This window comes from Candidatus Poribacteria bacterium (assembly GCA_026702755.1).
Classification (GTDB): domain Bacteria; phylum Poribacteria; class WGA-4E; order WGA-4E; family WGA-3G; genus WGA-3G.
Window position 1 is genome coordinate 37,403 of the sequence record JAPPBX010000112.1, and the last position, 22,224, is coordinate 59,626.

The 22,224-nt window shown below is 48.6% G+C and carries 20 protein-coding genes; 13 read left to right on the forward strand and 7 right to left on the reverse strand.

What is annotated here, in order from left to right; all coding sequences use genetic code 11:
* Nucleotides 1–2 precede the first annotated feature (2 nt).
* The 5 genes from OXH39_22030 to OXH39_22050 all read left to right on the forward strand — a co-directional run bounded on the left by OXH39_22030 (nucleotide 3) and on the right by OXH39_22050 (nucleotide 5,848).
* Nucleotides 3–1,220, forward strand: a complete 1,218-nt coding sequence (locus OXH39_22030; protein MCY3553148.1) for a carbohydrate ABC transporter permease — start codon at nucleotides 3–5, stop codon at nucleotides 1,218–1,220.
* A gap of 229 nt (nucleotides 1,221–1,449) precedes the next feature.
* Nucleotides 1,450–1,713 (forward strand): hypothetical protein, encoded by a 264-nt coding sequence (locus OXH39_22035; protein ID MCY3553149.1) that lies wholly within the window; start codon nucleotides 1,450–1,452, stop codon nucleotides 1,711–1,713.
* Between the two features lie 23 nt (nucleotides 1,714–1,736).
* Nucleotides 1,737–2,618, forward strand: coding sequence for a hypothetical protein (locus OXH39_22040; GenBank protein MCY3553150.1), 882 nt, complete (start codon nucleotides 1,737–1,739; stop codon nucleotides 2,616–2,618).
* Nucleotides 2,619–2,966: 348 nt separating this feature from the next.
* The gene (locus tag OXH39_22045) at nucleotides 2,967–4,373 is read left to right on the forward strand and encodes a HEAT repeat domain-containing protein (protein ID MCY3553151.1); all 1,407 of its coding nucleotides are present in this window, start codon (nucleotides 2,967–2,969) and stop codon (nucleotides 4,371–4,373) included.
* Nucleotides 4,374–4,441: 68 nt separating this feature from the next.
* Nucleotides 4,442–5,848: a HEAT repeat domain-containing protein gene (locus OXH39_22050; GenBank protein MCY3553152.1), complete on the forward strand. Its 1,407-nt coding sequence runs from the start codon at nucleotides 4,442–4,444 to the stop codon at nucleotides 5,846–5,848.
* 75 nt (nucleotides 5,849–5,923) lie between these two features.
* Here OXH39_22050 and OXH39_22055 read toward each other — a convergent pair whose 3' ends face one another.
* The 6 genes from OXH39_22055 to OXH39_22080 form a co-directional block, all read right to left on the reverse strand.
* Nucleotides 5,924–8,503, reverse strand: coding sequence for a sigma-70 family RNA polymerase sigma factor (locus OXH39_22055; protein MCY3553153.1), 2,580 nt, complete (start codon nucleotides 8,501–8,503; stop codon nucleotides 5,924–5,926).
* Between the two features lie 151 nt (nucleotides 8,504–8,654).
* Complete coding sequence (locus OXH39_22060; GenBank protein ID MCY3553154.1) at nucleotides 8,655–8,777, reverse strand: hypothetical protein; 123 nt, start codon at nucleotides 8,775–8,777, stop codon at nucleotides 8,655–8,657.
* A gap of 46 nt (nucleotides 8,778–8,823) precedes the next feature.
* Nucleotides 8,824–9,360, reverse strand: a complete 537-nt coding sequence (locus OXH39_22065; GenBank protein ID MCY3553155.1) for a phosphatase PAP2 family protein — start codon at nucleotides 9,358–9,360, stop codon at nucleotides 8,824–8,826.
* Between the two features lie 38 nt (nucleotides 9,361–9,398).
* Nucleotides 9,399–9,533: a hypothetical protein gene (locus OXH39_22070; GenBank protein MCY3553156.1), complete on the reverse strand. Its 135-nt coding sequence runs from the start codon at nucleotides 9,531–9,533 to the stop codon at nucleotides 9,399–9,401.
* Nucleotides 9,534–9,547: 14 nt separating this feature from the next.
* Complete coding sequence (locus tag OXH39_22075; protein ID MCY3553157.1) at nucleotides 9,548–10,546, reverse strand: Gfo/Idh/MocA family oxidoreductase; 999 nt, start codon at nucleotides 10,544–10,546, stop codon at nucleotides 9,548–9,550.
* 154 nt (nucleotides 10,547–10,700) lie between these two features.
* Entirely contained in the window at nucleotides 10,701–11,438 is a 738-nt protein-coding gene (locus OXH39_22080) for a polysaccharide deacetylase family protein (protein MCY3553158.1), read from the reverse strand.
* 263 nt (nucleotides 11,439–11,701) lie between these two features.
* On the opposite strand from OXH39_22080, the gene OXH39_22085 reads away from it, so the two are divergent.
* The 4 genes from OXH39_22085 to OXH39_22100 all read left to right on the forward strand — a co-directional run bounded on the left by OXH39_22085 (nucleotide 11,702) and on the right by OXH39_22100 (nucleotide 16,313).
* Entirely contained in the window at nucleotides 11,702–12,697 is a 996-nt protein-coding gene (locus tag OXH39_22085) for an aldo/keto reductase (protein ID MCY3553159.1), read from the forward strand.
* Between the two features lie 98 nt (nucleotides 12,698–12,795).
* Nucleotides 12,796–14,400, forward strand: a complete 1,605-nt coding sequence (locus OXH39_22090) for a CRTAC1 family protein (GenBank protein ID MCY3553160.1) — start codon at nucleotides 12,796–12,798, stop codon at nucleotides 14,398–14,400.
* On the forward strand, nucleotides 14,397–15,200 hold the full coding sequence (locus tag OXH39_22095) for a tetratricopeptide repeat protein (GenBank protein ID MCY3553161.1): 804 nt from the start codon (nucleotides 14,397–14,399) through the stop codon (nucleotides 15,198–15,200). The genes OXH39_22090 and OXH39_22095 overlap by 4 nt, the downstream gene beginning before the upstream one ends.
* A gap of 285 nt (nucleotides 15,201–15,485) precedes the next feature.
* Nucleotides 15,486–16,313: a hypothetical protein gene (locus OXH39_22100; protein MCY3553162.1), complete on the forward strand. Its 828-nt coding sequence runs from the start codon at nucleotides 15,486–15,488 to the stop codon at nucleotides 16,311–16,313.
* A 93-nt stretch (nucleotides 16,314–16,406) separates the two neighbouring features.
* On the opposite strand, the gene OXH39_22105 is transcribed toward OXH39_22100, so the two are convergent.
* Nucleotides 16,407–17,189, reverse strand: a complete 783-nt coding sequence (locus OXH39_22105; GenBank protein ID MCY3553163.1) for a phytanoyl-CoA dioxygenase family protein — start codon at nucleotides 17,187–17,189, stop codon at nucleotides 16,407–16,409.
* A gap of 239 nt (nucleotides 17,190–17,428) precedes the next feature.
* On the opposite strand from OXH39_22105, the gene OXH39_22110 reads away from it, so the two are divergent.
* The 4 genes from OXH39_22110 (at nucleotide 17,429) to OXH39_22125 (ending at nucleotide 22,221) form a co-directional block, all read left to right on the forward strand.
* Nucleotides 17,429–18,934 carry an FGGY family carbohydrate kinase gene (locus tag OXH39_22110; GenBank protein ID MCY3553164.1) on the forward strand — a complete coding sequence of 502 codons (1,506 nt, stop codon included), beginning with the start codon at nucleotides 17,429–17,431 and terminating at the stop codon, nucleotides 18,932–18,934.
* 34 nt (nucleotides 18,935–18,968) lie between these two features.
* Nucleotides 18,969–19,934, forward strand: a complete 966-nt coding sequence (locus OXH39_22115; GenBank protein ID MCY3553165.1) for an ROK family protein — start codon at nucleotides 18,969–18,971, stop codon at nucleotides 19,932–19,934.
* 61 nt (nucleotides 19,935–19,995) lie between these two features.
* Nucleotides 19,996–20,559: an SIS domain-containing protein gene (locus OXH39_22120; GenBank protein ID MCY3553166.1), complete on the forward strand. Its 564-nt coding sequence runs from the start codon at nucleotides 19,996–19,998 to the stop codon at nucleotides 20,557–20,559.
* 147 nt (nucleotides 20,560–20,706) lie between these two features.
* Entirely contained in the window at nucleotides 20,707–22,221 is a 1,515-nt protein-coding gene (locus OXH39_22125) for a hypothetical protein (GenBank protein ID MCY3553167.1), read from the forward strand.
* Nucleotides 22,222–22,224: the final 3 nt, after the last annotated feature.

A 22,224-nucleotide genomic window follows, 5' to 3' on the forward strand; every position in this document is an offset into this window, starting at 1 on the left:
TCATGCGAAATCGGAAGCGTTTTGGACACTACCTCATATTAGCGTTTGTCGCTGTGGCTGTGATTATCTATATCACGCCGATTTATTGGATTTTGGCAACATCATTGAAAGGTTTCGCGGATATTACTACGAAACTTCCCAAGTTCGTTTTTGAGGTCTCGCTGGAAAATTATCAGAAATTGATGCCCTCAGAGGGCGTGCCGGACGTGACCTATATCTTCTTAGCGGAGGTGTTTGTAGGATTGCTCCTCTTCGGCTTTTTTAGCCTATTTAAGGGGACGCTACCTCGCGTCTTGTCGCTCCGAAATCTCGGCTTAATTTGGAACACTGTCTTTGTTTTAACGTGTCTCTACAGTTTTCTGACGCTATCACCACTGCAGACCCGTCTCCAAACGGATGCCCGTTTCAATTTTCTGCTGCTGATTATCGGCACAGTTATCGCCTATCTCCTGATAGCTCCGTTCAAGAAGACGAACGGTATAACGTCCCAAACCATAAAGAAACAGCGGCTTGTTTTTGTATTGCCGAGCGTTTTTGGGACGATAGCGATTTGCGTTGCATTAGCGAACGGTGGCTCCAAATATTTTTATCAGTTGCTCAATAGTATTATCATCGGTGGTGGTAGCACGATTCTCGCCGTTGGGCTTGGAACGCTTGCGGCTTATGCTTTCTCTCGATTTGACATCGCTGGAAAGGATGACCTGCTCTTTTTTATCCTCAGCACACGGATGCTACCGCCTGTTGTTGTCGTCATCCCGATCTATCTGATGTATAGCGCACTTGGATTGCGAGATACACATTTCGGGCTGATTTTGCTTTACACCACCTTTAATGTCTCGTTTGCAGTATGGTTGATGAAGGGGTTTATTGACGAGATTCCAAAGGAATACGAGGACGCTGCGCTCGTGGATGGCTACTCACGGTTCCAAACCTTTCTGAAGGTGATTTTACCGCAGTCGGTTACAGGCATCGCTGCAACTGCCGTATTCTGTCTCATTACGGCGTGGAACGAGTTCGCGTTTGCGCTCGTTCTCACAGAGGTCGGGGGTAGAGCCGTGACCGCACCTCCGTCGATTACGAGTGCGACAGGTTCCAGCGGTATGGACTGGGGCAAAATCGCTGCAGGGACATTTGTCTTTCTGCTTCCCGTTGCTGTTTTCACCTTCTTGATGCGGAGCCATCTGCTACGTGGGGTCACATTCGGAGCGGTCAAAAAATAAGAGATAGTTGTCAGGTGCCGGATTGTAGGGAGTATGAAATGAACGTCCAAAACCAAACAATCTTTCAAAGGGATAACCTGTATATCCTACGCGGACTTGACTCCGCGTCTATAGACTTAATTTATCACCCCCGGACTCACGGCACAGGAGTTCGCCCCGAAAAGCAAAGCCGCCGCAGAAGTTTTCTCACTTTACCGATGTATTCAACACAACATAGGAGACCCCACAAATGAGGAACACACCCGATCTGGCAATAGCCTTGAATCAGACAGCGAAACAGACAACGCCCACGAATATGGGCAGTGAAAAACCGAGTCGTGCTACATCGCGCACCGGCAAAAGGATGATTGGCGAATATTTTGACACGTCGGTGCATAAACGACTGAAACAGTTGGCGTTAGACTACGACTGTAGCATGCAAGACCTTTTAACCGAAGCCATCAATCTGCTGATGAAGTCCGAGGGAATGCCGCCGATCCAAACCTCTCAATAACGTATCGGAAGGTCACAAACGTTATGTCGAAAGAAAAACGATCTGAAGTGACGAACCCCCGCACCGCCGAGCCGTCTCAGGGGAACGATCGACTCGCTGCGGAAGTACTGATCCTCTCGGAGCAGGGCAAGACCGACGCGGAGATTTCCACGCTATTGCGTATCGACGCATCCCGCGTGCCACGGTTTCTCATACATGGGAAGCTCTTACCCGATCATCTCATGGCGGTCTATCGAGAGCGGTTCGACGCGTCCTTATCCGCCGCAGACCCAGCCGAAGACACACCCGCATCGACATCCGAAACGCTGCTCAGTGAAGAGGAGCAATCCCTCACGGAGCGTCAACAGATCGCCGGGCAAAACGCCCGCATCTCTGCCCTCGAATCGAGGCACGCACGACCAAAAACGCAGCCCATTGAAAAAACACAACCCGCACGCGATGCCTCTCACATAGAGACAGCCATCCTTGATTACATTGCCGAATTCGATCCCGACGAAGAAATCGATCGGGGCGAAGTGATTGACATCTTTGAAGACGAATACGGCAAAAAAAATGTCTCATCTGCCTTTCAGAAACTCTGTTCGGAAGGACGTATCTTGCAGATAACAGAGCATGACCCCGGCGACGGTCAAAACCGGATACTCTTTAAATACAACCCAAACTTTATGACCAAAGCAGAACTTGCGTCGGAACTCAACGCAGGCTTTGCGGAATACTTCAAGAACTTACCACCCGCAACGCCCGTGACGCTCTCTGACATTCGAGTCGTCGTTGATGAACGTGGACTCGTCATGCACAATAAAAGAATGTTTGCTAAAGCACTCCGAAAGTTCGCAACAGAGAATAACATTCATCGTGAGCCTGCCGACCCCCAGACCGACACGGAGGAGATGTTTTACAAATAGGACAGACGCAGAGCAGCGATGGGCATCACATGTGAGATGTTTTTCTGAAAACGCCTCACTTAATTGAACTGCAAGGGCATTGCCGCCTCCAACCTACACAAAGGAGTTAAAAATGAAGTCATATTGAGCAGGGCCATTCAATTTTAAACATTTACTTTACCGATATGAATATAATTCCCTTGTAGGAGCGAGCTGGGCTCGCGATTGGACGAAAAAACGTTAACACCTGTCAACAAAAACCAAAATCAAAACCGAGAATTGAATGATCCTGGTACTACCGTATTGGAATTTGATTTCCTCATCGATTTCTGTTATACTTACAGCAAGAAATAGAGGAGGACGCGCAAAATGAGCAAACATGCACTGCGACTCACTGATGAAGAGATGCGGGATTTCATCGTCAATGGCTATGTGAAGATAAAGACCGATTTCCCGTCGAGTTTTCATGACAATATTCGCCAACAATTGGACACAATGTTTGAGGGAACCGGAAATTTAGGGAACAATGTACTTCCGCTCATCCCTGAAATTCAAGAAATCTTTGACCATCCGATTGTTCACGGGGCAATGCAAGGAGTGCTCGGTGAAAACTATGCGATGCACTCGCACCGATATTGCCATTTCAACCAACAAGGCAGCGAAGGTCAGAATTTTCATAAAGATAGTTATGAAGGTGATGGACAAATTCGTCGGCACCGATGTCGTTGGACGATGGCGTTCTACTATCCACAAGATGTCACGGAAGACATGGGACCCACCGCTGTCCTCCCCGGTTCGCAGTATTACGAGACAGGCGAAAGCGCACACGAACAACCTGATCTCGCACTCACTGGCGAAGCGGGGACAGTGACCATTGTCCATTACGATTTGTGGCACCGCGCGATGCCAAATAGTAGTGACAAGAAACGGTATATGTTGAAGTTTCTCTTTATCCGACTTGATGAGCCACAGATACCTTCATGGAAAAGCGATACCGACGACTGGCACGCCCTCGGCAATGGGGAAGAATCCGAGCATCCAGAATTGTGGGAATCGCTCTGGGACTGGTCTTATGGGAAAGGGAACGGGACGAGCAACGGTGTTTCGGACGCTGAGGTGGATACCCTCATAAAAACCTTCGATAGCGATAATGAGCGGGATCGGTTGAACGCTGCGTATCGCTTGGGACGCGTTGGCACCGCTGCTGTGCCTGCCTTGAAGCAAACGTTGTATAGTAAATCTGATGCCATCCGTGAATATGCCGGATACGCTTTGAGCCTCACCGGGGAACCCGCCGTTCCAACGCTTATTGATGCCATGCAAGCGACAGACAACTCCGTACGAGCAAATGCTACGTTTGCCTTGGCGGATATGGGGAAAGCCGCACAGGAAGCGTTACCTACGTTGACACGTGCCGCACAGGATCCCGACGAATGGGTTCGACGAAACGCCACAGAAGGATTGGGACTCATCGGACAACAGGTCTCCGAAGAGATGGATTTATCCGAGGTGGTGCAGGTCTTAACAACCCGATTGCAGGATGATCATTATGCGGTTCGTGATAACGCGGCTCGCTCTTTAGCGAAATTGGGAACACGTGCTGAACCGGCAATTCCTGCACTTGTCGCACAACTGGAAGATGAGAACCGATATGTCCGTTTCCACGCGGCGTTGGCGTTGAAGGAGATTAAGACCCCAGAGGCGCAGGAGGCACTTTTCAACCATCTCTTCGCTTCGCGGTGGTGCACAATAACAACACGTGGGACACCGTATTAGAGAACACCCCTTAGATGCCCTAATGGAATTTGACTCCCCGCCGTAAGAAATAGAGGAGGACACGCAAGATGAACAAACCAGCACTGCCCCTCACCGATAAAGAGATGCAGGATTTCATCATCAACGGGTACGTCAAGGTAAAAACCGATTTCCCGCCGAGTTTTCATGAGAATATTTGCCAGCAATTGGACACAATGTTTGAGGAAACCGGGAATTTGGGGAATAACCTCCTGCCAGCCATCCCTGAAATTCAAGAAGTTTTTGACCATCCGGTTGTTCACGGCGCGATGCAAGGCGTGCTCGGTTCGGACTACGTCATGCATCCACACCGATACTGCCACTTTAATCAACAGGGTAGCAAGGGTCAGAATTTTCATAAAGATAGTTATGCAGGGGACGAACAGATCCGACGCCACCGCTGTCGTTGGACGATGGCATTCTACTATCCGCAGGATGTCACAGAAGACATGGGACCCACCGCTGTCCTCCCCGGTTCGCAGTATTACGAGACAGGCGAAAGCGCACACGAGCAGCCTGATCTCGCACTCACTGGTGAAGCAGGCACTGTGACGATTGTCCACTACGATTTGTGGCACCGTGCAATGCCGAATCAGAGCGACAAAAAACGGTATATGTTGAAGTTCCTCTTTATCCGACTTGATGAGCCACAAACACCTTTATGGCAAAGTAAGACTGCCTATTGGGACACCCTCGGCAACGGTGAAGAACTGGATCACCCAGAACTATGGGAGTCGGTGTGGGACTGGTACTACGGTAAACAGAACGGCACTACCAACGGTGTTCCGCACGCTGAAATGGACACCCTCATTGAAAACTTGGATAGCGATAATGAAAAAGATAGACTAAACGCCGCTTATCGCTTGGGACGCGTTGGTGCTGATGCTGTGCCTGCCTTGAAGCAGATGTTACACAGCACATCAGCTGCTATCCGCGAGTATGCCGGATACGCTTTAAGCCTCACCGGCGCGCCCGCTGTTCCGACGCTCATTGATGCCATGCAAGCAACAGACGATTCAGTGCGGACAAGCGCGGCGTTTGCCTTGGCGGATATGGGGAAAGTGGCACAAGAGGCGATGCCCGCATTAATAACCGCTGCACAAGACCCCTCCGAGTCGGTCCGACGACACGCAACAGAAGGGCTTGGACTCATCGGACAGTTGATATCTGAGGAGATGGATTTATCCGAAACTGTGCAGGTCTTAGCAAACGGGTTGAGCGATGATCATTTTCCTGTTCGCGATAACGCTGCCCGTTCCTTAGCGAAATTGGGAACGCTCGCTGAACCGGCGATGCCTGCACTTGTCGCGCAACTCGAAGATGAGGACCGATATGTGCGTTTCCACGCTGCCTTGGCATTAAAGGAAATTAAGACCCCCGAAGCACAGAATGCGCTTTTCAATCATCTGTTCGCTTCGCGGTGGTGTGCCTTGACAACAAACAGCACGCCTTATTAACGAGCATCGGTTGTTTTGTGCGCGGTGGTTACAAAATCTTAAAACGTAACTACCGCGCTTCAGTAAGTCTGCCTATCATAGATGAGATTTCATATCCCAGAGAAGAATAGTGCCATCATAACCACCGCTCGCCAAAAACGCGCCATCAGGTGAAAAAGCAAGCGAAAAGATATGGGTGAGGTGTCCCTCGAATGTGGCAACGTTCTCACCTGTGGTAGTGTTCCACAGTTTGATGGGCGCGCTTGCCATCCCTTCCACTCGCTCCAATCCGGTAGCGAGATAAAGTCCACACGGGGAAAATACGATACCGCCCTGCCACCAATATGCGTATTCTTCTGGTTTTGGTATTGTGAGCAAGGTTTTAGCACTTTCGATGTCCCACAAAATAAACGCTTTTTCCATCTCTCCGGCAATAATATTTCCACACGGTGAAAAAGCGATATGCTCTATCTCATGACTATGGAACGCGTGTATCTCCTCTCCACGCTCAAGATCCCATAGGCAATAGGACCCCATCTCTTGCCCGCTCGCGAGATATTTACCGTTTGGACTGAACGCTGTGAAGGCAGCATTGGTTTCAGGCATCGTGAAGGTATTGATAATTTCCTCACGCGGAATATCCCATACATATAGATTTTTCTCGGAATCCCCGTACGCGATCAATTGGGCTGTGTCCGAAAACGCCACGGCCAAATACCGAGGACGTTCCTTGATTCTGCATTCGGTAATAGGCGTGTCGTTGCCGAATTCCCGTACTTTTATCGTGTTTCCTTCAACGCTGGTAGTGTGCAGTTGTCCTGAAGTAGAGGCGTACAAACAATGTTTTTCACCCGATAATTTGAAAACGCGTGGGGTTTGTGAATGGGTGACAACATCCCAACAGCGAAACGTTCCCTCGGGAAACGGATACCCAGCTACAAGGGTTTCCCCATCCGCCGAAAATGCTAATGATGATATATAATCGGGATGCGAATTATAAGAGACGGTGCGCGGATCGTGGTCACCAATTGTCCACACATTTAGTTCATGAGTCGTTGCAAGAGCAAACTGGGTCCCGCTAAAAGACCACCTTCGTGTCTCGCCTCCGTCCGGCGTGTAGTAAGTATTAAGTTTTTCATGGCACGTCGTATCCCAGAGGGTGACATCGGTATCAGAAACCGCTACAATCTGCCTCTCACCCGTTGTAGAATAGGTAGGTATCAACTGATTACTGCCATAAATCCGTTCCTCTTTTTCGACCTGCCAATTCTCCGTGTCCCATACTGTCAAAATAGAGGATTCCTCTCCATCACTACTGGCAACGAGGAAGTTCCCACACGGTGAAAAGGAGAGAGCATACAAAAATTCCGTGTATTCTGTGAGATATGCGACGCGTTTTCCGTTGGTAACATCCCACACAGATATAACGTCTCTTTCAGGCGCGATGGACCAAAAACCTGTTCCCAACCGCTTAGCGTCGTCCGGAGGACTCGCACAGGCAATCAGTTGACTATCTTGTGAAAAAGCAATAGGATGCTTCTCCCAACATGCCTGAAATCTAAGTTCAGCATCACCAAATTTTGCAAGTTGGACACCGGTTTCTGGATTCCAGACATCAACCATATAATCAAAATCTCCATTTGCAGCCAAGTGCTTGCTGTCTGGAGAAAAAACCAATTGATTAATCTTTTTACAAAGTTGGTGCGCTTGCCTCTCCACTTGGGTGAAACAATTCGCCTGTCGCACGTCCCATACCTTGACACTTCCGTCCTCATGTCCTGTGGCAACCCACTCGCCTGATGCGGAGAACGCAATCGCCGAAATTCGCTTGCAGTTCGTACTCCACAGCGCGATAGGTGACAAGGTAGCGACTTCATACCACCACAGTCCTATGTCGGTTCCGAGAACGAGATGTTTTCCATCTGGGGACAATGCCATAGCGTTGATTGCCCCGCGCCCAAATCGGACCAGGGCATCATTCGGGAGTCCCCATAGAGCTGCTTCCCGATTGCTTTCCGTTTGATCCATTGCTGGAATGTAGCACACGTCCTCTGACATGTTAGGTTTATTGAGATGAACAGATTCTGAAGACATAGTTTCTCCTTTTTTAGGTGCCATGTCAAATTCCTTCCGCAGGAGTTCTCGTGTTTCTCTTAATTTCGTCTTAACTGTGCCTATGGCTAAGTCGAGTTCTTCCGCGATTTCTTTCATACTCCACGATTCCAGATAGTACAATACGGCGGTCGGACGCACCCGCTGCGGGAGATGCTGAACGGCTTCCCTTACGTCTGCGTGTAGTTGTGCTTCTCTAAAACGCGGGGAGGCCTCCCGGTCAATGTACTCAATCAACTCGGCACGGCTCTGCGGAGTTTCGCTCCGTGAGCGGTGGCTGGAGGCGTAGTATCTGTTACAGGCGTTATAGGCGATCTGCCGCAACCATCCGTTAAAGCTGCTGACTTTCCTGAGTCCACCGATGTTTTCCCATACTGCCATCCAAGTGTCCATGAGGATTTCCTCAGCATCGCGGCGTTGCCTTGAATTTGCAAGAATGATACGCCATATCCGTGGACTGTAGCGCGACATCAGTTCCGCAAATGCTGCTTCATCCTGATTTTGGACAAACCGAATGAGTTCTTCATCTGTGAGGTCATTGAAGGTTATCAGATTATGGCGCATAAAACTTATCTCCTTGGTAGGTGTACTTTGTGAATGCACTTTTCTATCATGAGGTGACCCTTTGGGTTTTAATATTTAAGAGGAGAGTTTTCGGGGAAAAGGTTTAAAAAATGTAAAAGTTGAGAATCGAAGAGAGGGATTCTTGATAAAATTAAGCGAGTGCTGGCGTTTGCTTTTGTGTTGAACCAACGACTTCACCAGTAGGATTCCGTTCGCCATTGATGACCGCGCGACAGACATCAGCGATATGGCGCGCAGCACAGCCATTCTGCAATTGAACCGCAGATAAATAAGATCTTCTTCGTCACTGAATTGATCTTCTACATCATGAACCACATACCTATCTGTCCAGCGAGTATACCGAGAAGTGCCCCGGCGAGAACGTCGGTCGGGTAATGCACTCCGAGATATACACGTGCGACTCCGACGAGTGTTGCCCAACAAAAGGTCGGGATTTGCAAAACTGGGAAGGTATTCGCCAAAAGCGTCATCATCAGAAAAGCAGAGGCAGTATGTCCCGATGGGAAACTAAATCGATCCGGTGGACGGACACGAAATTGAACGTCCATAATCTTCTCGTAGGGTCGGTCGCGTTTCATTGCCTGTTTGAGGAAATGATATAAGAGTCTCTCAAGCGGAAATCCAAGTGCTGCGGATAGGAGAAACGGCTTGCTAACGTCAGGACTGAGCGTCAGGAATATATAGAGTCCAAGAAATGGATACAAACACCCATTCGCGCTCCATGAGATGCAACGAAACGATCGGTTGAGAATGACACCTCCATCCCCCAAACTAAAGATATAGTAGAACAGCGACCTATCCCATCGGGTTAGACTATTTGTGAATTCTTTAAGCATATCTGGTTTAATTTCCGTATAATAAAGCTTGCAGGATGTTAAGAAACCTTGATTGCACGTGTGGTATTTACAAGTCTTTCGTTGTGGTACGTTTTCTGGGGCAGATCTATGTAGAGGTTGTTACGCGCTAACATCCACTCCGCCCATTCCCAATCCTCTAATGTGTCTCTCACTATTCACATCCCCTTTAAATGTCCATCTCTCTTCTTTGAGCGTCTGATGCTTTTGCGGCGAGTACGAGTTGGAGTGCAGCAATTCCATCCGTCAGATTAACACAGGGGGCGGTACCGTTTTCAATGCAGCCGATGAAATGTTTCATCTCTTCAATGAAAAGTGTGTTACGCTCAAAACCGGTCGGTCCCTTGTGAAAAGTCTCCGTTTGCCATGATTCTGTCTTGCCTTGGTACCAGTGGACCTCACCGTCGGCGTTATCCCATAGGATGCTTCCGTGTTGTCCAGTAATACGCAATGTATGTGTCGATGGGCGTTGAATGTAATTAAGATGCACTATGCCAAGTGCACCATTTTCAAACCGCAGCATCGTGTTTGTTGTGTCCTCGACTCGGATGTTTAAGCCCCCTTGTTGTGCTGTCATCGCGGAGACACTCTGTACCTCCCCAATGAGCCATCGGAGGTAATCAAACGGATGGCAAAGTGTCAGTAGCACTCCACCTCCGAGGTCTTCGCGTGCGGCGTACCCTGTTCGATGGTCTTCCCAAGGGTGCCATCCGGGTAGATATTCACCCCAGTGTGCATCTACAGATGTCACCGCACCGATTACCCCACTGTCAAGAAGTTGCTTGATGCGTTGTAAACCTGGGTGAAATCGAAACTGGAAACCGACGAGTACCCTAAGATTTTTCTCTTGTACAATCTTTGCCAAGATAGGGACCCGCTCCATTGTATGGGAAATCGGTTTCTCTAATAACAAGTGACACCCAGCCTCCGCCGCAGGAATAGCAACATCAAGATGAAACGAGGTCGGATTGGAAATAACCACAGCATCGGGTTGGTGCCGTTGAAGGGCTTCTGTGATGTCTCGTTCAGTTGGAAATCCAGCGAGATCATCGTCAGAAAGCGTGGCGCGTCCAGAGCGTAATAGCACTAATTTTTTAATATTCAGATCTTGCAAATTTCGCAGGTGGCGCCGTCCAATAGAGCCCAATCCTGCAATCAGAATTTTCATTTATCTCCTGCATCTCCGACCCATTTTTCGTTAAAAATTATAGCCGAGGTATGTTGCACAATTTTAACCAACGTATTTTTTTATATAAAAAAGATTGAACAAAATTGTGTCGGTATGTGCGGTTTGGACACATTCAATCAATGCACCTAAATCCTCAAAAAGAGTGGGGATCCACATAGTCGGCGAGGTCTCGGAGTGCGATAACGTTGTAATCGTTTTCGGCGAGATGTGCCATATACGCTTCAAATTGTTCTGGCTCTGTGTGAACCCAAGGGTGTTCGACATCCGGCACACCGTGGAAGGTAAGGATCGTAATATTCCCGTCGGTTGCTTGGGTGAGTGCCCACGTGAAATCGTCAAAGTTCCAATTGGGACCGGCGGCTCCTGTCGTTGGAATCAGGAGCGGATGATGTAGCACCGGATTGTAAGCGGGGCCCCGGTCTCCTTCCCCACCGTAAGGGAATTCGGGGGCAACACCGCGTCGCGCAAAATGAAAGCCGTGTTCAGCGAGCACTTGTGCTGCTGCTTCGTTATGACTGTAACCGGGATAACAGAACGTCGTGGGCTGCGAAATGCCATAAGTTTCACAACGTTCGTCAATGTGCGCTAAATCCGAACGGAGTTCCTCAGCCGTTTGCTGCGTGACGTTTCGGTGGTGACGGGTGTGATTGCCGATCTCGAAACCGTCGTCGTGTAACCCTTTTACCTCTTCCCACGTCATATAGGCTTCTTTATTCGTAAGGAAGTTGAGACCTTCGGTAATGTAGAAGGTTGCACCGAAGCCATACGATTTGAGAAGAGGACCTACGAAGGTCGCCTGCGATTTGCATCCATCGTCAAAGGTAAGCACAACGAGTTTATCAGGGATTTTTTTGCGTAAAATGTCTTTCATACTGCTCAACTTATGTCTATTGAAAAGAATTTGATACTATACTGCATTGCCAGATTATTATAGCCGCGAACGGTTGTTTAAATCAAGAAAAAATCATCCCGTCAATCCTTGAATCCTGTAAATCCTGGTTCAGACAATTACGATTGTCGCTTCACGAACTTACGCCTACTGACAACTCAATATCTCTAATAGCTACAAAAATCGTTGACAAAAATTTGGAACGGGTTTAAAATGCTCACAGGAAACTAAGGGAGGTATGAACCATGATTGATCGACGTGCATTTTTGAAATCGATGGCAAGTTTGACAACAGGTGTTCTTTTGTCATCTGCATGTGCAGAAAGTGGTGGGGAAGATACAACCAACAGTGACCGCTTAGGGCCCCTCCTGCCGACCCGAAGATTAGGACGCACCGGAGAAGCTGTGACAATGCTCGGTATAGGCGGATGGCATATCGGCGACATGGAGGAGAAGGAAGCCCAGAAGACGATTGAGACAGCCCTTGAGGGTGGTGTACGTTTCATTGACAGCGCAGAATCCTATCAAGGCGGTCGCAGCGAGACCCGCTTAGGAAAACTGCTTGTGCCAAAATATCGAGACGATGTGTTTCTTATGACAAAGACAAGAGCAGAAAATGCTGAGGACGCATGGAAGCACCTTGAAGGTTCACTTACACGTTTGAACACTGACCGCCTCGATCTTTGGCAAATGCATTCGGTGCAAAATCCCGCGGATGTAAATGAACGGATTAATAATGGCGTTCTTGACGTTTTGTTAGAAGCAAAGGCAACTGGCAAAACGCGTTATATTGGGTTCACTGGACACGCAAGCCCGGCTGCGCATGAACGGGTCCTTGAGCAAACTGATATTTTCGATGCGTGTCAATTGGCGATGAACCTCGTAGATGTTAATTACGAGAGTTTCATTGAGAGAGTGGTACCGATACTCATTGAGCGGAATATCGGTATAATTGGTATGAAAGCATTGGCAAACGGCGGTTTCTTCGGTGGTTCGCAGCACGGTAGGCACGGTCCAAATCCAAAAGTCGTCCCGGATCGTGTTAGTGTCTCCGAAGCAATTCGGTTTATTTGGTCGCTGCCGGTGAGTACACTTGTTACGGGTCCAGATAATGCGGAACAGATGCAAGAGAAGATTGACATTGCGAAAAACTTCACAGGCATGGAAGATGATGAACGGCAGGCATTGATAGAAAAGGTCGAAGATATGGCGGGAACAACGGTTGAGTTTTACAAAGCCTGATGTCCATCTGTAGGAGCGATCCCCTGATCGCGATGTTTCTCAAAATCTCTGTGCTCTCATCTGTCTTTGTTTCTCTCTGTATTTCGGCTGGGGCAGATGTGAAATTTACAGATGTCGCTGATGTGTCCGGCATCGAATTCCAGCATTTTACTGGTGCAACAGGCGCACGCTATATGCCTGAAACGATGGGAGCGGGCTGTGCCTTTTTGGATTACGACACAGATGGTAATTTGGACATTTTGCTTGCGAATGGGACAAGCCTAACACGTCCAAATGCTGCGCATACTCCTCGGCTTTACCGAAATACGGGTGATGGACAGTTTGTTGATGTTACTGAGGCAGCAGGGTTAGACGTGTCAATGTACGGCATGGGCATAACGGCTGCCGATTACGATAACGATGCCGACCTTGATATTTATTTTACCAATGTAGGCGAAAACCGACTGTTCCGCAACAACGGGGACCGAACCTTCACGGATGTCAGTGAATTTGCAAAGGTAGGAGACACCGGTTGGTCAACAAGTGCGGCTTTCTTCGATGCTGACAAGGACGGTTGGTTGGATCTGTTCGTTTGCAACTATGTTGAGTGGACACCTGAAACCGATATTCCTTGTATAGTAAATCTTCCGGGTGAAACGCAGCGACACCGCACCTATTGCACACCATCTGTTTACACCGGACAATCCTGTCGTTTCTATCGTAACCAAGGCGACGGCACGTTCAGCGACAGGACATTACAAGCCGGGCTATATAATCCGACGGGTAAATCGCTTGGTGTAACCCTTTTGGATTACAATCATGACGGATGGATAGATCTTGCCGTTGCAAACGATACGGAACCGAATTTTCTGTATCGGAACAACGGGGATGGCACATTTACCGATGAAGCCGTAGTGATGGGGATCGCCTTCAGTGAGACCGGAAAAGCGCGCGGCAGTATGGGAATTGATGCAGCGGATCTCTATAACGACGGCGGCACTGTAATCGCTATCGGCAACTTTAGCAACGAAAAAATAGGATTTTTCTATACAAAGCCGGGTAGCATCTATTTCACCGATGTCGCAGAACGCGCAAACATTGGTAGAATAAGCCATCGTCTGTTGACGTTTGGATTGCTGTTTTTTGATTGCGATTTAGATGGGGCACTCGACCTGTTTTGCGTTAATGGGCACATTGAGCCGGAAGTGTTGCGCTATCAGCAGCATATCCCTTACGCGCAACTCCCGTCGCTTTTCCAACATCAGAGCGATGGAACATTTCGGGACATTACTGAACGTGCTGGGCTTGCACAGGCAAGTGTCGGGCGCGGATGTGCTTACGGCGATTACGATAATGACGGTGATCTGGATCTACTTGTGAGCAACAACGGTGTTAGCGAAGATCACGGAAAGGTGTGGCTCCTACGTAATGACAGCAAACGCTCGTTTAATTACCTCCGAGTTCGGGTTATCGGCACTCATAGTAATCGCGATGGGATCGGAACAAGTGTCCGAGTAAGCGTGGACGGTAGCGTGCAGGAGCAGATGGTTCGCACCGGCAGCAGTTATTGTTCCCAAAGCGAAATGGTCGTAACTTTCGGATTAGGGAGTAGTGAGGTTGTTGAGCACCTCGAAGTCCTATGGCTCTCCGGCAAAATAGACCGATACGAGAAACTCAAAGCGAATCAACTTATAGAGGTGATCGAAGGAGCATCCGAAAAATGAGACTGCAAGTGTCCGGTTACCTCTTTCTTGTAATTTTGGGACTCGTTGCTGGATGTCAGGGTGACGAGAAGGTTTCTACTCAAAAGAAGCCAGCATCTACGGCACTTACGAAATCACCCACTTCACCCTCTGCACAGGACTACAATAACAGTGGAACGGCTTACCAACGTGCCGGAAGATTGCAAGAGGCAGCAGCGGCTTATCAACGTGCCATTGAGATAAAACCGACGTTAATTCAAGCGCATCATAACTTAGGCACGGTATATGTGATGCAAGGGAAACTCGCAGAGGCAATTGTTGCGTATAAGCGCGTCATTCAGCTACGTCCGGACATGGCAGAGGCTTATGTTGATTTAGGCAGAGCCTATGGATTCGCAGGACGCTTGGACGAAGCAATTGCTGAATACGAGAAGGCATTAATCCGCGACACTACCCTTGTTTATGCACACTATGGAATTGGTCTTGCTTATAGACATAAAGGCATGTTCCCTGAAGCCATCGTTGCACTTGAAAAGGCGATGGTTCTACAATCTGATTTTCTCGAGGCACTCATGCAACTTGGCTACATCTATCGGGAAACAGAGCAGTTTACCAAGGCGGTGGAAATGTTTAGCACAGTTATTAAAATCTATCCCACAAACTCGACGGCGTACCATGAACTCGGCGTGTGCCATACGAAAGTGGATGCGTATTCAGAAGCCGTTAAGGCTTTTGAAAGAGCCTTACAACTAAATCCAGATGCCGTTGAGACGCAAAACTTGCTGCGGGTAGCCCAAGCGCGTGCCGAGCGTCAGAAATAGTCTTCTAATTGTTGTTGTAAAGAAACCCACGCACCTCGTTTTTTCGTTCATTGTTGAAGAATCCGGTTACTGGTTTCCGAAACTTCCCGTAGAAAATCTGAACTTATCCATTAACAATCTGTCTAATTTAATAGTTAAATATGTTACTTTACTCTCGTAAGTTAGGCGGTTACCGTCAAGGCTTACGTGCCACAATTTCCCGTATCCCCGTTTGAAAAAATGGTTTCAATAGTCGTGGGACAAAGGGTATTTATGGAATCCCTATGAATTCCAGAGGAGGAAAAAATGCGTCAGGTTATGTTTTTTACGGTATTGATAGCGGTATTCGCCACGGCGACCTTTCTCGCGAACGCTGCGGATATTGAAGATGGACTTTGGATGTATCTGCCGCTAAACGAAGGGGCAGGGCAAAAGGTCGCCGATCACGGACCCAATAGCTTCGATACGGAACTTAGTAAGAGCGCGCCGAAATGGGTTGATGCCAAACATGATACCATCAAAAAAGCGATGGAATTTGATGGCAAGGCAACCTACGTCAAGATTGATATGGCTGGTCAGAAGAAAGACATCGATTCACATTTTAAAGAGAAGCAGGGCATGTCTATCTGTGCCTGGGTGAAACCGCTAAAAGTTGGGACCGATGCCCACGGACAAACCCGTCAGCCGATCGTCATGAAGGGTGCCGGTGGACAGTGGGAGTTCGCGCTCTATATCTACGACAACTTCGGTGCGGGAATGTCGGTTTGGACGTGTCCCGGCGCAGGGGTTTCAGAACCGAGTACAGCTGGTACTGCACCACAAGGTAAATGGATTCACCAATGCGGCACATTTCTGTTGAAGGAAGGCGTACGTGTTTACGTAGATGGGAAAAAAGACCCCGTCGCGGAAGCGGGGGATAACGGCAATGGCCCCTGTGAGGCAGGCAACCGTCCTGTGTTTATCGCACACCGTGAAGATGGACAGTGGCTAAATGCCGTCATTGCTGAAGTCTATATGTGGGATCGGGTAATTGAAAACGATGAAATGAATCTCGCTATGAAAACAATTGGTGGGTTGGCGGTTCAACCGGGAGGTAAATTGTCAACCACCTGGGGCAACATAAAACGGCGTTGACCGTTTTAACTAACAGGGGCGGGCAAAACCCGCCCCTTAACAAGACCCCACCGACGCTGGCGAAGTTTGTAACCTCGCCCAGCAGAGATCTACCTAAGCCATTATCTCTCCAGATTCCGGATTTATTTTGAATCCCCCCGCCATAATGTTATTGTAAGGCTCTTCCGGGGCGCGTCCAACAGGGCGCATCTCTGGTTTGTGATACCCAAATCGAACCGCTTTCCGCCACTGTTCTGTCCGATTGACTTCTGACCAGTGAATGAGACAATAACTGAAGAAAATCACATCGCCTGCCTTCGCTGGGAGTGGAATAGAATCGATAAAATCTGGGTGGAATTTATCGGTCGGCAGATGGGGTGCCGTGCCTTCACCCGTGATGTGTTCCCGCGGTCCCTCCTTATGACTCCCCGGCACCACCCGCAGCGCGCCGCTTTCAAAGGGAGCATCATCGAGATGGACGAGGCAATCCACAAAGTCGAGTCCATCGTGTGGATAGAACGGATAGTCTTGGTGCATCGGGAAAGGGGTGCCTTTTTCCGGCGGTTTCGCGTGTAGCACGGTATGGTGCCACTGGATCGTATCACCGATGAGCGATTGTACTGCACCGGTCAGCCGTTCATGGAAAATCACCCTGCCCCATGTAGCGGAGTAAAAATGCGGGTTGTGCATAAAGACTGCCTTCGTTGTCTGCTGATCCTCTTCTTTGAGGTAGCGCGTCCGCCAAGGTCCGGGCCAGCCGATTGTTTCTTGTCCCCAGTTGTTGATAATCTGCACCATCTCAGATGCCAGTTCTTCTGTTTCCTCTGTTGTGAAGAGTTGCTCTACCTTGAGATAGCCGTTCTCATGGTAAAATTCAACCTGTTCTTGCGTTAGCATGTCAGACTCCTTATTGCGCTTGAATGTGTTCGCGTGCCAAAAACGTGTTGCTTGTTTTAAATTCTACTTTAAAACTGCATATTTTGTCAACGTGCTTTTAGAAGCAATCGGCAATCAGCGGTCAGTCTATGGATTGTCAACGAAAAAAGGAGAAGGTGAATCTAAAACAAATGCTTGCATTAATGCGCGATGTATTATAAGATATTCGTATCTCGTATCAAGGAGAAAAGGAAAAAACAATGAGTCTTTTGGGTATTGATGTGGGGACAACGGGGTGTAAAGTTATCGCCTTTCGCGAGGATGGAACTGTTCTCGCGCAGGCGTATGGTGAGTATCCGTTGACCCACCCGCAACCCGGCTGGTCAGAACTGGACGCGAACGTCGTTTGGGAAAACATAGCGACTGGCATTCAGCAGGTTGCGACACAAACAAAATCAGATCCGATTGAGGCAATCAGTGTTGCCTCGCAAGGTGAAGCGGTGACACCGGTGTCCGCTGACGGGCAGATTTTGGCGAACGCAATTACCACGTTCGACGCACGGACAGCCGGCATCTGTGATGAGTTGCGGCAGCACGTAACACCTTTAGAGGTGATGCAAATCACAGGTATGCCGATAAGCGATATTCATACCTTGGCGAAACTTATCTGGATACAGCGGAATCAACCTGATGTCTATCGGCAGGTTTGGAAATTCCTCGGCTTTGAAGATTTCGTCTATTTCAAACTTGGGGTTTCGCCCGTGGTTGATTATTCCCTCGCTGCACGCACAATGGCGTTTGACATTATTGACAAGTCTTGGTCGGAAAAAATGCTCGGTTTAGCGGATGTGGATGCCACACTCTTTCCGGATGCTGCACCATCGGGCACACCGATCGGTGAAGTGAGTTCGCAGATCGCTAACGAACTCGGTCTACCGCCGGGTGTGGTATGCGTTACAGGTGGACACGATCAACCTTGCGGTGCGTTAGGCGCAGGGATTATACGGAGTGGCGAAGTAATGGACGCGACCGGCACCGTTGAGTGTATCGCCCCTGCCTTCACGGAACCCGTCATCAATCAAGAGATGATAGATGGGAATTTCGCCTGTTATCCACACGTGGTTGATGGGTTGTATGTTACACTCGGTTTTGTGTCCAGTGGCGGTGTTGTGCTGCGATGGTACAGGGACACGTTCGCACAAGCAGAAATTGCACAAGCAGCTGCAGAAGGGCGCGACGTATATGATCTGCTGATGGAGGAATTACCCGATTCACCGGGGACAGCCATGGTGCTGCCACACTTCACCGGTTCGGGAACGCCGTCTCTTGATCTGGAATCGAAGGGGGCAATTGTTGGACTAACGCTTTCGACGACCAAAGGCGAACTCATCAAAGCAATTCTTGAAGGCATCAGTTACGAGATTAAACAGAATCTCACGATGTTACAAGATGCAGGTGTTGTGATAAATGAGGTGCGTGCCATCGGTGGTGGGGCGAAATCTGAAAAATGGTTGCAACTCAAAGCGGATATGTTCGGAAAAAAGGTTATTGCGCTTGATATATCGGAGGGCGTGTGCCTCGGTACTGCGATCCTTTCTGGCACAGCGATAGGCAAATATGATTCTATTGAAACGGCGGTCGAGCAGTTGGTCACGCCACGAGATGTGTACTATCCACGTGAGGAATTCGCACAGCGTTACGATGAAAAGTTGAAAGCTTATGAGCAGATTTATCCGGCACTGCGTTCCCTAAATTACCAGTTGTAGACTTAATTTTTAAAGCCTGTAGGAAAGTCCGCTTATGAAAGCATACGTCGTGGGCATTGACATCGGTGGAACGAAACTTGCCACTGTTGTCGCTGATAGTACCGGACACATCCTCGGCAAGGTGCGTAAACCGACACTTGCAGAAAAGGGACCGGAATACGCGCTTGGCTTGCTGTTCGATATGGTTCGCGAAACTATCAGTCTGGCAGGCGTGGAACAAGCGTCTATTTCAGCAATAGGCGTGAGTTGCGGCGGTCCCTTGGACACAAAAACTGGAATCGTCTATTCGCCTCCAAATCTACCCGGATGGGACGCGCTACCGCTTAAAGCGAAACTTGAATCCGAATTTCAGGTGCCTGTGACGATCGAGAACGACGCGAATGCAAGCGCACTCGCAGAATACAGGTTCGGTGGTGGGCGTGGTTACAATGCAGTCCTCTATATGACGATGAGCACAGGTATCGGAGGCGGTATTGTTCTTGATGGTCAGATTTACCATGGAGCTAACGATAGCGCAGGCGAGGTAGGGCACCAGATACTTCTACCCGACGGACCGCTTTGTGGATGTGGAAAGCGGGGTTGCCTTGAAGCACTCTGCTCCGGTCCTGCGATCGCACGCCGCTCACAAGCTGCAATACGAAAGCAACCCGTAAACAAAAAAGCATCAACAATGTTGTCCCTTACCAACGGGCGTATTGAGAATGTCAAGTCGGAGCATGTCCTTGAGGCGGCGCGCGCAGGTGATACCTTGGCTTTGGAACTTGTCTCTGAAACAGCGTACTACATGGGTTGGGGAATCGCAAATTTGGTAAACGTTTTGAATCCCGACATCGTTTTATTGGGTACGATTGCGATTGCTGCCGGTGATCTTTTGCTTGATCCGATTCGGGAAACGGTTTCAAAATTCGCGATGGCACGCCCCGCAGCAGCAGTTGAAATCAAACCTGCACAGCTGGGTGATACCTTAGGAGACCTCGCTGCAGTTGCATTAGTTGTTTAAAATTAAAAATCTACTGACAACCGACAACTGATAACTGACAACCATACAAAAAGGAAACTAAATGGAAAGAATTCAGCGTTATATTTCGCATCTACAAGATGTTTTAGCGCAACTCACAGTGGCAGATGTACAGCGTTCCATAGATGTTATTATGGAAGCATATTATGCCGAAAAGCAAATTTTTGTAATCGGTAACGGTGGGAGTGCTTCTACAGCATCGCACCTTGCCTGTGATTTGGGAAAAGGCACAAGTGTGTCCGGCAAACCTCGTTTTCGCGTTATCAGTTTAACGGACAACGTTGCAACAATGACTGCATGGTCAAACGATGTATCTTACGAAGATGTCTTCGTTGAGCAACTGAAAAATCTTGTGAACCCAGAAGATGTGGTTATTGGTATCAGTGCAAGCGGCAACTCCGAGAACGTGATTCGTGCGATGCGACACGCGAAAGAGATTGGATGCCAGACGATCGGATGGAGTGGCTTCGGTGGTGGCATCTTGGCAACGATTTGCGATGTGAACGTCGTTGTGGATAGTGACCGCTATGGACCGGTTGAAGATGTCCATCTCATCCTAAATCATGTCCTCCACGCGTGGATCCATGAGGAGTTGACATCAGATTGAATTTAAAATACACCTTGACGTGCGCGATTGTCTTAAGGTATAATTAGAGAAGTTATCAACCGTTTAAATTATTTTCAAAAAACACTTCAGAGTTGGAAAAGGCTGTACTTGCAATCCGAACAGAGGGACAGATAAGGAGTAATTATTATGAGACGCAGAACAGATTTTCTGGTTTACGTGCTCCTTTCTTTAATAGGATGTCTGTTCATAAATGGCGATCTGTCTGCCCAAGACACCGCGCTGGTTTACGTGATTGACATCCGTAACGAGATCGGGAGTGGTCTCAGCACCTACATCAGTGATAGTATTCAAACAGCAGAGGAAGCCGGTGCTGATGCCATCGTTTTTGATGTAGATACACCCGGTGGTAGGGTTGATTCTGCCGTGAATATCATACGCGCCATTCAAGACACACAAATTCCCACAATCGCTTTTGTCAATCGTCAGGCTATATCTGCAGGGGCGATGATCTCTATCGCTTGTAATCAAATTGTGATGACTTCCGGGGGAACGATCGGTGATTCCGCACCTGTTAATATCCAGGGAGATGAAGTCGGTGAAAAAGCGGTTTCCTATATCCAAGGAACGATTCGCGCCACAGCGGAGCGGGAGAATCGGAACCCTGACATTGCCGAAGCGATGGTCGATAAAGAACTCGTCCTCGTTAAGCTCACAGATGGACAGATTATTAAACTTCTGCCCGAAGAATACGCTGCGCGTGAAGAGGAAGGTGAAGAGATGGAAATTCTCTGTGCACAAGGGAAACTTCTCACCTTATCCACCCAACAGGCATTAAATTATGGATTTGCAGATGCACAAGCCGAAACTCTCACAGAATTGTTGACACAATACGAAATTGTTGAGGTCGCTGGAACCAAGTTGCCGCTAACGGAAGACGGCATCGCTCGATGGCAACGGGAGCTTGGGGCTTCAGAGGTCAACCGTCTAAAAATATTAGACAGCGCGCAGACTGTTGAGGTTGAGGCAACACTTGCTGATAAGATTGTTTTCTTTCTCACAAATCCGCTTATCAGTACGCTTCTGCTTTCGTTGGGCACGCTCGGTATCTTTATAGAAATTCGCACGCCGGGTTTTGGTGTCCCCGGATTCCTCGGTTTACTTTGTATAGGGCTTTTCTTTGGTGGACACATGCTGACGAGAATCGGGGCGGAGTGGGCATTTTTGCTTTTCATTCTCGGACTTGGACTGATCGCCTTGGAAGTTTTTGTAATTCCCGGCTTTGGTATTGCCGGCTTTCTTGGTATTACCTTGATGTTGGGGAGCGTCTTCTTTGTCTTTGATAAAGCTTACGAATTCCGTACGGCGGTTATGTGGCTCTCAATTTCCATAATTTTGACTGCTGGAATGACGATTCTCGCCGCTTTTTACCTTCCTGAGACGCGACTTTTTCAGAGACTCGCTTTATCCACAGTGATGGATACGGAGATGGGATACCACTCGTCCAGCCCGGAGGATTTTCAGGGGTATCTTGGACAGTCCGGGGTCGCACTCACACCTTTGCGCCCCTCTGGAACAGCTCGGATCGCTGATAAAAGAGTGGATGTTGTTACGGTCGGTGATTTCATCCCGCAGGATAGTAACGTCAAAGTCGTAGAGGTTGAAGGATCAAAAGTTTTCGTAGAAGCCGTTGAGGATGTTTGATTG

Coding starts and splice junctions, on each gene's coding strand:
- OXH39_22030 (MCY3553148.1), top strand. CDS start 3: ATGCGAAATCGGAAGCGTTTTGGACACTACCTCATATTAGCGTTTGTC.
- OXH39_22035 (MCY3553149.1), top strand. CDS start 1,450: ATGAGGAACACACCCGATCTGGCAATAGCCTTGAATCAGACAGCGAAA.
- OXH39_22040 (MCY3553150.1), top strand. CDS start 1,737: ATGTCGAAAGAAAAACGATCTGAAGTGACGAACCCCCGCACCGCCGAG.
- OXH39_22045 (MCY3553151.1), top strand. CDS start 2,967: ATGAGCAAACATGCACTGCGACTCACTGATGAAGAGATGCGGGATTTC.
- OXH39_22050 (MCY3553152.1), top strand. CDS start 4,442: ATGAACAAACCAGCACTGCCCCTCACCGATAAAGAGATGCAGGATTTC.
- OXH39_22055 (MCY3553153.1), bottom strand. CDS start 8,503: ATGCGCCATAATCTGATAACCTTCAATGACCTCACAGATGAAGAACTC.
- OXH39_22065 (MCY3553155.1), bottom strand. CDS start 9,360: ATGCTTAAAGAATTCACAAATAGTCTAACCCGATGGGATAGGTCGCTG.
- OXH39_22075 (MCY3553157.1), bottom strand. CDS start 10,546: ATGAAAATTCTGATTGCAGGATTGGGCTCTATTGGACGGCGCCACCTG.
- OXH39_22080 (MCY3553158.1), bottom strand. CDS start 11,438: ATGAAAGACATTTTACGCAAAAAAATCCCTGATAAACTCGTTGTGCTT.
- OXH39_22085 (MCY3553159.1), top strand. CDS start 11,702: ATGATTGATCGACGTGCATTTTTGAAATCGATGGCAAGTTTGACAACA.
- OXH39_22095 (MCY3553161.1), top strand. CDS start 14,397: ATGAGACTGCAAGTGTCCGGTTACCTCTTTCTTGTAATTTTGGGACTC.
- OXH39_22100 (MCY3553162.1), top strand. CDS start 15,486: ATGCGTCAGGTTATGTTTTTTACGGTATTGATAGCGGTATTCGCCACG.
- OXH39_22105 (MCY3553163.1), bottom strand. CDS start 17,189: ATGCTAACGCAAGAACAGGTTGAATTTTACCATGAGAACGGCTATCTC.
- OXH39_22110 (MCY3553164.1), top strand. CDS start 17,429: ATGAGTCTTTTGGGTATTGATGTGGGGACAACGGGGTGTAAAGTTATC.
- OXH39_22115 (MCY3553165.1), top strand. CDS start 18,969: ATGAAAGCATACGTCGTGGGCATTGACATCGGTGGAACGAAACTTGCC.
- OXH39_22120 (MCY3553166.1), top strand. CDS start 19,996: ATGGAAAGAATTCAGCGTTATATTTCGCATCTACAAGATGTTTTAGCG.
- OXH39_22125 (MCY3553167.1), top strand. CDS start 20,707: ATGAGACGCAGAACAGATTTTCTGGTTTACGTGCTCCTTTCTTTAATA.